This is a genomic window from Corynebacterium sp. sy017 (genome assembly GCF_017918135.1).
Lineage (GTDB): Bacteria > Actinomycetota > Actinomycetes > Mycobacteriales > Mycobacteriaceae > Corynebacterium.
The window spans coordinates 758,728-767,271 of record NZ_RZUE01000001.1 but is presented as its reverse complement, the minus strand read 5'-3'; the positions used below and the strand labels follow the sequence as shown (position 1 = coordinate 767,271).

Genomic DNA, 8,544 nt, shown 5'->3' with positions numbered 1-8,544 from the left:
TGGTTGTTGTGTCAGGGGTACACCCGGTCCCATTTCGAACCCGGTCGTTAAGTCTGATTGCGCTGATGGTACTGCATCTGGGAGGGTGTGGGAGAGTAGGTCGCTGCCAACATTGGTTTTTTAATATATATGGTTGTGGGGTGTGTGCCGTGTGGTGCGCACCCCCCTTTTTTGTTTGTGCTTGTGTGTTTGTGTGGCGCACAAGGGGGGCACAGGGTGTGTGCGGGGTGCGGCAAGTGGTGCCCGGGGGGTGTGTTGTGTGTGGGGTTTGTTGTGGGGTGGTGTTGGTGCGTATTGTGTGGGGTGGGTGCTACAACATCAAAAAAGGACAAAAAGCATGTCGTTAATTCTTGTTACTGGTTTCGAGCCTTTCGCTGGAAATCCTCGCAATACTTCTTGGGAAATGCTTGCGGAATTACCCGAGGAAATACTCGGGCATCGCATTCTTAGGGCACAATTGCCTGTGACGTATGATGGTGGTCTTGTAGAGCTTGAGCGTCTTATCGGGGAGCATAGTCCGATAGCGATTTGTTCCTTTGGTTTATCCGGTAAGACACCTGATATTCGAGTCGAAACAGTGGCAAGAAACTGGGGCGGAGCAAAACCTGATAACAATGGTGTGTCATGGAATAAACCGTACCGCCAGGGGGCAGAATATCCGGAGAAAGTTTATCCACAGATTAGCCCTCAACAAGTTCAAGAGTGGTTGTCTGAATCCGAAATTCCCGTTGCAGCATCTGATGATGCTGGTTCCTATATTTGCGAGGGCGTGACTTATTGCGCCGCCTATAGTGGCGTTCCATCAACTTTTATTCATGTTCCTGCGCACAGTGAAGACACAGCCTTTAGCGCTGAATATCACAAGGTGCCTTTGGCGACTTTACGCGAGGCAGCATTACGTGTTGTGTCAGGGATTGCGCGTGAGTATTGATTCCTTGAGTTAATGCCGTCGACGCGACGCTGACGGTGGAGTCATAAGAACCGAAGCGCTCGGCAGCACTTACGCTGCTGCGCTTATGTGGCGTACCTACAATAATTTGCTGCTCGGGAAAATCCCCAGTTTCCTTGGCTATAAAAGGCAAAAGGTACCTGAACAGTGTAAACAAAAGCGCCCCCAGCAGGATTCGAACCCGCGACCAATCGGGTAGAAGCCGACTGCTCTAATCCACTGAGCTATGGAGGCAATTGCTTAATAAGCAACCTATATAGATTAGCGCAACATTACAGGCCATGCGAAAAAAGGGCTCTGAAAAGGAAATATCATGTGAGAACTGTGTGGGAATTATGCCAGTGATATGGAGTTAGCTGAAATCCTACGCAGTGAGTTAGGCTGGATGTATGTCTGATTCTTCCACTTCGGTGCGTTCTGCAAAACCTGTGTATCTGATTTTTATAGTGATAGCTGGTGTTGTAGCAGCAACGCTCGGCTGGGTTTTTCTTGGTGAATCTTTGGCAGAGTTGGGTATCCCTGATCCTGGTATTTTGACGACAATGGGTTATCCGTTTTTGCGAGCAGTAGCCTGGACTTTGGTGTCGCTTAGTGTGGGTAGTTTTTTGGCTTCGGCGTTTTTTATTATGCCGATAGATTCTCGGCTGAGCGTCGACGGGCTTATTTCCACTCGAACTGGTGCTGCTGCTGCTTTGCTCTACGCCTGTGTAGCCTTGCTGATGATTCCGATGACTCTTTCTGATACGTCGGGTCAACCTTTTTTTCAGTCCCTTGAGTTGTCGGCATGGGGTGATGCTTTGGAACTTATTGCGGCTGCTAAAGCGTGGTTGGTGTCGTCGATAATTGCTTTTGTGGTGGGGGTTATTGCGGTTTTTAGTCGTAAATGGTCAGCGCAGCCATTGCTGCTGGTGGGGGCGTTTGCGATTGTGCTGCCTTTGGGGTTGGAAGGGCACTCTGCGTCGGGCGGCAATCATGATTATGGTACGAATTCATTATTGTGGCACCTTTTCTTTGCATTGCTATGGGTGGGGGGTCTTTTAGGTCTGATAGCGCATGCACGCAGGTTGGGGCCAGGATTGAGCATTGCGGTACGACGCTTCTCCATGCTCGCCTTTGTTAGTATGCTCGCCATGATCGCATCAGGTGTGATTAATGCGGCGGTTCGTATGCGACTCGAGGATCTTTTTACCACAAGCTATGGTCAAGCGATTGTGGCCAAGATTATTTTGACGCTATTACTGGCATTCTTTGGGCTTATTCATCGCAAAAAAACAATCCCTCAGTTGGATGATCGTCCAAAACTTTTTGTGCGTATCGCCATTGCTGAGGTATTTATTATGGCTGCAACCATTGGAGTGGCAGTGTCTTTGGGACGCACTCCGCCACCGCCGCCGCTCTATACTTCGCTGTCAAAAATGATGCTTGAGATGGGGTATGAAGTTACTAAAGCGCCGACTTTCTGGAATATCTGGTCAGTGTGGCGTTTCGACATCATGTTTAGCACTTTTGGCATCATTATCACTCTTGCTTATCTGTGGGGGTTGTGGAAATTAAAGAAGCAAGGAAAAACCTGGAAGTGGCAGCGGACTTTTTGGTTCTTGCTTGGTTCTGTGGGGCTAAGCACTGTGATGAGTTCTGGTATTGGATTGTATATGCCAGCTATGTTCAGTATGCACATGGTTGCTCATATGGTGATTTCTATGGTTATACCAGTGTTTTTGGTTCTGGGGGCGCCACTGAGTCTTGCGCTTGAAGTCACAAAGAAGAATCCACCTGAACAACCTGGGCTGCACGAGTGGATTGAGGCTTTTTGTCAGTCTCGGATTCTGAAGTTCATCATGCATCCAGCGTTTAACACTATCCAGTTCATTACCATTTTCTATTTGCTCTATATCACCCCTTGGTATGACCTTATGGTGTCGGAACACGCTGGGCACTTGCTCATGAACTGGGTTTTTCTCCTTTCTGGCTATGTATATTATTGGGAAATGATTGGGCTTGATCCAAAGCCGCGTAAGAATAAAGTCATCATCAGGATAATGTGGCTGCTGTTTTCCATGCCGTTTCATTTGTACTTTGGCGTGTATCTCATGCAATTGTCGCTCATTCTTGCCAAAGATTTTTATTCCGAGCTTGATCTTCCTTTCCCGGTAGATTTGATGCACGATCAAAATGTTGGTGGTGGTATTGCGTGGGCGTCGGGCGCTTTTCCACTATTGGTGGTGTTTGGTGCATTATTCATCGAGTGGTTGCAAGAAGATCGTAAGGCGGAAAAAGAGTATGAGCAGCGTGCTGCCCAAGATGATGACGATGAATTGGCTCAGTACAATGAATTGCTTGCGCAAATGAATCAGAGAAATCGGCGTTAAAGTTGTGGATAACCGTCGCCAGTGGTGAGTAATCCACAGATTTTTGTGCAGAAAAATTTTTCACTTTTCTGGCGACGACCTTCCGTGGACACTAGCTGCATGGGTTAGCACACTACATACAGAAAGGAATACCCATGCATATTATGACAACTCTCGTCGGACACCTCACTGAGACGCCTACCTTGATCAAAACGAAGAACAGTCATCTGTGTAAGCTGCGTCTTGCATCTTCACGGCGGGTACGGCGTTCTCATATGCACGAGAATGTGATTGCCAACTCCGATACAGAATGGGTCGATACTGACACCCTATTTATCGACGTAGAATGCTGGGGTCAGCTTGCTCTTAACGCGAAACAATCTTTGATAAAAGGTCGCCCAGTGCTTGTGCACGGTTATATTTTTACGCAATCGTGGATAGATAAAGAAACTCAACAAAGTCGCTCTAAAGCAGTTATGCGGGCGCATTATATTGGTTTGGAGTTAAGTCGCTATGTTGTTGGTTCGCGCAAATCCCTTGCCGGGGAGACGACATACTCTCCATATGATGAGCTACCTGTTCCACACAGCTCTGAGCTGCCAGAAATAGATATTGACTATAGTAGTCAAGAAGATAATGTGCGCATTGGTGTGTGAAGTTAAGCATGAATATGGGTATGTAGGGTAGCCTGTGGGGTGACTGAAATTTTATTTTCACAATCCATAACATGAATACTGTGAATTCTTGAATACATAAGGAGCAAAACTGTGGGCGAATTCATCTATACGATGAAAAACGTACGCAAAGCTATTGGCGATAAAGTTATCCTCGATAACGTCACTATGGCTTTCTACCCAGGAGCTAAGATCGGTGTTGTTGGTCCTAATGGTGCCGGAAAATCCTCTATTCTCAAAATTATGGCTGGTCTAGATCAGCCATCCAATGGAGAGGCTTTCTTAGACCCAGGAGCAACTGTCGGAATCCTCTTGCAGGAGCCACCGCTGAATGAAGAAAAAACAGTGCGTCAAAACGTGGAGGAAGGCCTAGGGGAAATCTTCCAAATCCGGCAGCGTTATGAGGAAATCGCCGAGGAAATGGCGACGAACTACACCGATGAGCTGATGGAAGAAATGACCGCGCTGCAGGATAAGATCGATGCAGCAGATGCCTGGGAACTTGACTCAAAAATTGAACAAGCAATGGAAGCATTGCGTTGTCCCCCCTCTGACCAACCAGTTACCCATCTTTCTGGTGGTGAGCGTCGTCGTGTCGCGTTGGCAAAACTCTTGCTATCTGAACCAGATCTTTTGCTACTCGACGAGCCGACCAACCATCTTGATGCAGAGAGCGTGTTGTGGCTAGAAAAGCACTTGCAAGACTATAAGGGCGCTGTTCTTGCCGTGACACACGATCGCTATTTCCTCGATCACGTCGCCGGATGGATTTGTGAGGTCGATCGCGGAAAGCTTTACCCATATGAAGGCAACTACTCCACCTACCTGGAAACAAAGGCGCAGCGTCTTGAAGTTGCAGGTAAGAAAGACCAGAAGTTGCAGCGTCGTCTGAAAGAAGAATTGGCATGGGTGCGTTCTGGTGCCAAAGCCCGCCAAGCTAAAAACAAAGCTCGCTTGCAGCGCTATGAAGAAATGGCAGCAGAGGCTGAGCAGTATAAGAAATTGGATTTCGAGGAAATTCAGATTCCAACACCACCGCGTTTGGGTAATCAAGTAGTTGAAGTAGAACACTTAGACAAAGGGTTTGATGGGCGTGTGCTCATTAAAGACCTTTCGTTCACGTTGCCTCGCAATGGCATTGTGGGTGTGATTGGTCCTAATGGTGTGGGTAAGTCCACCTTGTTCAAGACCATTGTTGGTTTAGAGCAGCCAGATTCAGGTGAAGTAAAAGTTGGGCAGACTGTGCAACTGAGCTATGTTGACCAGAATCGTGAGAATATCGACCCAGAAAAAACAGTATGGGAAGTAGTCTCTGACGGTTTGGATTATATCCACGTTGGTCAAAATGAGATGCCTTCTCGAGCTTATTTGTCTGCTTTTGGGTTTAAGGGTCCAGATCAGCAGAAGCCATCTAAGGTACTTTCTGGTGGTGAGCGTAACCGACTTAACCTCGCATTGACTCTCAAGCAGGGTGGTAATTTGATTTTGCTCGATGAGCCAACAAACGACCTTGATGTGGAAACTTTGGGTTCTCTAGAAAATGCGTTGGAGAAATTCCCTGGTTGTGCAGTGGTGATTTCTCACGATAGATGGTTCTTGGATCGCACCTGTACCCATATCCTTGCTTGGGAGGGGAATGTTGCAGAAGGTCAGTGGTTCTGGTTCGAGGGCAACTTCGAGGACTATGAAAAGAACAAAGTTGAGCGTCTTGGTGCTGAAGCAGCACGACCATCTCGTGTGACACACCGTAAGCTCACACGTTAAAAATATGCCAATAAAACCCTAGCAATTCGCCTAAAAACGGGCAGCCTTCCTGTTGGGGGTGTATAGGTATAAGGTGTGGATGTAAAAACCCACACCTTATAGTTTTTAGATAGTTTTCAGGCTGTTCTCTATATTCATAAAGTCAATTGTGAGGGAAAGAATGACATCAGAAAAACGAGTACACACCACAAAAATTGCTTGTCGATGGTCAGATTTTGACCGCTTTGGTCATATCACAAACTCTGCGTATATTGAATTAGCTCAAGAAGCACGAACTGTCATGGCGCTGGAAGAACTTACTGGGGCAGATAAGCAAATACCAGCTGTATTTGTGCGCAAAATAGAGGTCGATTATATGCGTCCCATTATGCCGGATACACAAGCAGCGACGGTAGACACCTATGTCAGTGATATTGGCTCTACGTCTTTTACCACAACACAGCATATTAAAGACGCAGCAGGAAATATCTGTGCTGAAGTAAAAGCAGTGCAAGTAGCTATTGACCTTACTACCACCACACCGCGTAAAATAACTGAAGCAGAAAAAGAACTCCTCCAAAAGTTTAGTGCTGGAGCAGCTTAACCAGGGAAACAGATCGAAATAATCCTAGAGAACATCAATAAGCAAGCGTAATAATGAGCATAGGTACCGATTTATTCACCATTAGCTCGGGCGAACAAGGTCTTTATTCCTTTCTGCAGCGCGTCCTTAGCATGGATGCCAACGCAGTAGCACGGCTGGCATATGTGGCAGCACCAGAGGAAGTGGCAACACCTGCCCCCATTGATGTTTTCGTCCCCACACCTTTTGGCGTAGTTGCTTCTCGACGTTTCGTCGGCAGCTTGGTATCTGGCACAGAAAAGAGCATGAGTGTGCCTGTTGCAGCTGTGCTCAAGCCAGGACACCACAGTCAACTCAACACGCAACAAGCAGCATGGTTAGGGCAGTTCCCACCGACAACTGGTTTTTTGCATCTCGATGACATTCCGATTGACGTAGCCCACCAGCTTGCCGACCAAGGCAGGGCATTGGCTCGGCAATTTTCTGGACCGCTGGGTCCCCCTGCGTCCTTGTTGGAGCAAAAGGTAATACGGGTGCAGTGCGGGGAAGAATATGCTGATATTCCCATGCGCATGATTTTCACGTGTACAGCGTTAGGTTTTATCCCCAGGAGTAGCACCAATACATCTGTGCCACGACATTTGCGGGTATCCCGAACTCGGCGCTGGGTGCGCGTCGATGCGCCTTTTGGCACGGTATATCATGCGCAGTCGATGAATCTATTACGTGTCAATGCCGATTGATAAGCATATGCGCAACCCTGGTCATATGCTCGCGCATGGCAGCACGATGAACAGGCGAGAGTGTATCCTCGTCAATCGTGGCAATCGCATTATCCATCAGCTCTAGCCAGCGTTTGGCCTCTTGCTCACCGATACTAAAATGCGCGTGCCGCATTCGTAGGCGAGGGTGCCCACGTTCTTGGCTAAATGTTTGTGGCCCGCCCCAATACTGGGCAAGGAACCAGCGGAGTCGATCCTCGGCACCTTCCCAGTCATCATGCGGATACATCGGGCCGATAAGATCGTCGCTGCGCATCTGCTGATAAAAGTTATGCACTATGGCGCGGAAAGTGTCTTCACCCCCTACTGCTTCATAAAAAGTTTGGTGAGGGTTGTGCTTGTAGTGTTCGCTCAACGGCAAGGGCACAGGCTCAGGGGTAGGCATAGTGGTTTCCTAATCTGGTTCAATAGATCGGAACATTCGACGCGGATAAGCAATTCCGTCTTGTTTCATCTCTTTAATGATAGCTGCTGTAAGTTCGCGTTCGACAAACCACTGCTGATCCGGAAGGGTGGTCACCCTTGTTCTAATCAAAACGTGGTCAACATTCACACTGCTAATTCCATCTACGACTGGTTCAGCTAAGAGGACTTTGTCGATTTCTGGCTGTGTGGCACACGCTGCAACTGCACGTTTGACAGTCTCAATAGCGGCCTGAGGGTCTGCTTCCAAACTCACAGGTGTATTGATCAACGCCACCGCGTATTCCTGGGAGAAATTGCCCACGCGCAGTATTTCGCCATTACGCACAAACCACTGGGTGCCATTGACATCGCGCAAAGTGGTCAGCCGCAGGGTGACATTTTCTACAGTTCCGGTAATTTCGCCGACGTCGATAGTGTCACCAACACCATATTGATCCTCGATGAGCATGAAAATACCTGAAAGGAAATCCTTGACCAGCGATTGTGCGCCAAAACCAAGAGCTACACCAACGACACCAGCAGAGGCAATAAGTGGCGTTACGTTGATACCAAGAGTGTCCAAAATAGAAAGGCACGCCCACGCCCATACGAAAATCACCGCAGCAGAGCGACCCACCGCAGCGAGGGTGCGAATACGCGATTGTCGCCGTTGCTCTTGAGTAGCCGATAATGCGTGGCCAGCAGAGTCTGATCCTGTGCGCTCGAATAAAGATAAAGCCACCCGGGCAGGCTTTTTATTGATGTTGATCTGTGCTGCCTTATTGATCAGCTTGCCAAGAACCCAATGCAGTACGAGGGCAGTAAGGAGGGTGAGCACAATGCTGATTGGCTTATCGACCAGCCATTCTTGTGCTTTTTCTGATTCCCACCAGGTATGCCACCACGATGATAGTGATAATTGATTCATGTGCGTTTCCATATACTGTCCACGGTAGCTTAAAACACCGAGTTTGTGCAGAAAATTATATTCATGATCGCCCTAGACTTCGACCGCCTTCACACGCCGTAGTCTACAATGAGGGGCACCTTAACGTCACGT

At 48.0% G+C, this 8,544-nt stretch carries 8 protein-coding genes, 1 tRNA gene and 1 rRNA gene; 7 read left to right on the top strand and 3 right to left on the bottom strand.

The features are described from left to right. Nucleotides 1-112: ribosomal RNA gene (gene rrf, locus EML15_RS03460) — 5S ribosomal RNA — on the top strand; the annotation flags it as partial. A 225-nt stretch (nucleotides 113-337) separates the two neighbouring features. Further along, complete coding sequence (locus EML15_RS03455) at nucleotides 338-931, top strand: hypothetical protein (protein ID WP_144273410.1); 594 nt, start codon at nucleotides 338-340, stop codon at nucleotides 929-931. Nucleotides 932-1,109: 178 nt separating this feature from the next. On the opposite strand, the gene EML15_RS03450 is transcribed toward EML15_RS03455, so the two are convergent. Beyond that, a tRNA-Arg gene (locus tag EML15_RS03450) sits at nucleotides 1,110-1,183 on the bottom strand. A 155-nt stretch (nucleotides 1,184-1,338) separates the two neighbouring features. On the opposite strand from EML15_RS03450, the gene EML15_RS03445 reads away from it, so the two are divergent. From EML15_RS03445 to EML15_RS03425, 5 genes are all read left to right on the top strand, one after another. Continuing rightward, nucleotides 1,339-3,318 (top strand): cytochrome c oxidase assembly protein, encoded by a 1,980-nt coding sequence (locus EML15_RS03445; protein ID WP_144273409.1) that lies wholly within the window; start codon nucleotides 1,339-1,341, stop codon nucleotides 3,316-3,318. Between the two features lie 134 nt (nucleotides 3,319-3,452). Then, nucleotides 3,453-3,953: a single-stranded DNA-binding protein gene (locus tag EML15_RS03440; protein WP_144273408.1), complete on the top strand. Its 501-nt coding sequence runs from the start codon at nucleotides 3,453-3,455 to the stop codon at nucleotides 3,951-3,953. Nucleotides 3,954-4,064: 111 nt separating this feature from the next. Continuing rightward, nucleotides 4,065-5,735, top strand: coding sequence for an energy-dependent translational throttle protein EttA (gene ettA, locus EML15_RS03435; protein ID WP_144273407.1), 1,671 nt, complete (start codon nucleotides 4,065-4,067; stop codon nucleotides 5,733-5,735). 160 nt (nucleotides 5,736-5,895) lie between these two features. Next, on the top strand, nucleotides 5,896-6,318 hold the full coding sequence (locus EML15_RS03430) for an acyl-CoA thioesterase (protein WP_144273406.1): 423 nt from the start codon (nucleotides 5,896-5,898) through the stop codon (nucleotides 6,316-6,318). A 53-nt stretch (nucleotides 6,319-6,371) separates the two neighbouring features. Further along, nucleotides 6,372-7,040 carry a hypothetical protein gene (locus EML15_RS03425; protein WP_144273405.1) on the top strand — a complete coding sequence of 223 codons (669 nt, stop codon included), beginning with the start codon at nucleotides 6,372-6,374 and terminating at the stop codon, nucleotides 7,038-7,040. Here the strand turns inward: EML15_RS03425 and EML15_RS03420 are convergent. Together EML15_RS03420 and EML15_RS03415 are read right to left on the bottom strand one after the other, a co-directional pair. Further along, nucleotides 7,027-7,464 (bottom strand): globin, encoded by a 438-nt coding sequence (locus EML15_RS03420; RefSeq protein ID WP_144273404.1) that lies wholly within the window; start codon nucleotides 7,462-7,464, stop codon nucleotides 7,027-7,029. The genes EML15_RS03425 and EML15_RS03420 overlap by 14 nt on opposite strands. Nucleotides 7,465-7,473: 9 nt before the next feature. Further along, nucleotides 7,474-8,412: a mechanosensitive ion channel family protein gene (locus EML15_RS03415; RefSeq protein ID WP_144273403.1), complete on the bottom strand. Its 939-nt coding sequence runs from the start codon at nucleotides 8,410-8,412 to the stop codon at nucleotides 7,474-7,476. Between the last annotated feature and the right edge of the window lie 132 nt (nucleotides 8,413-8,544).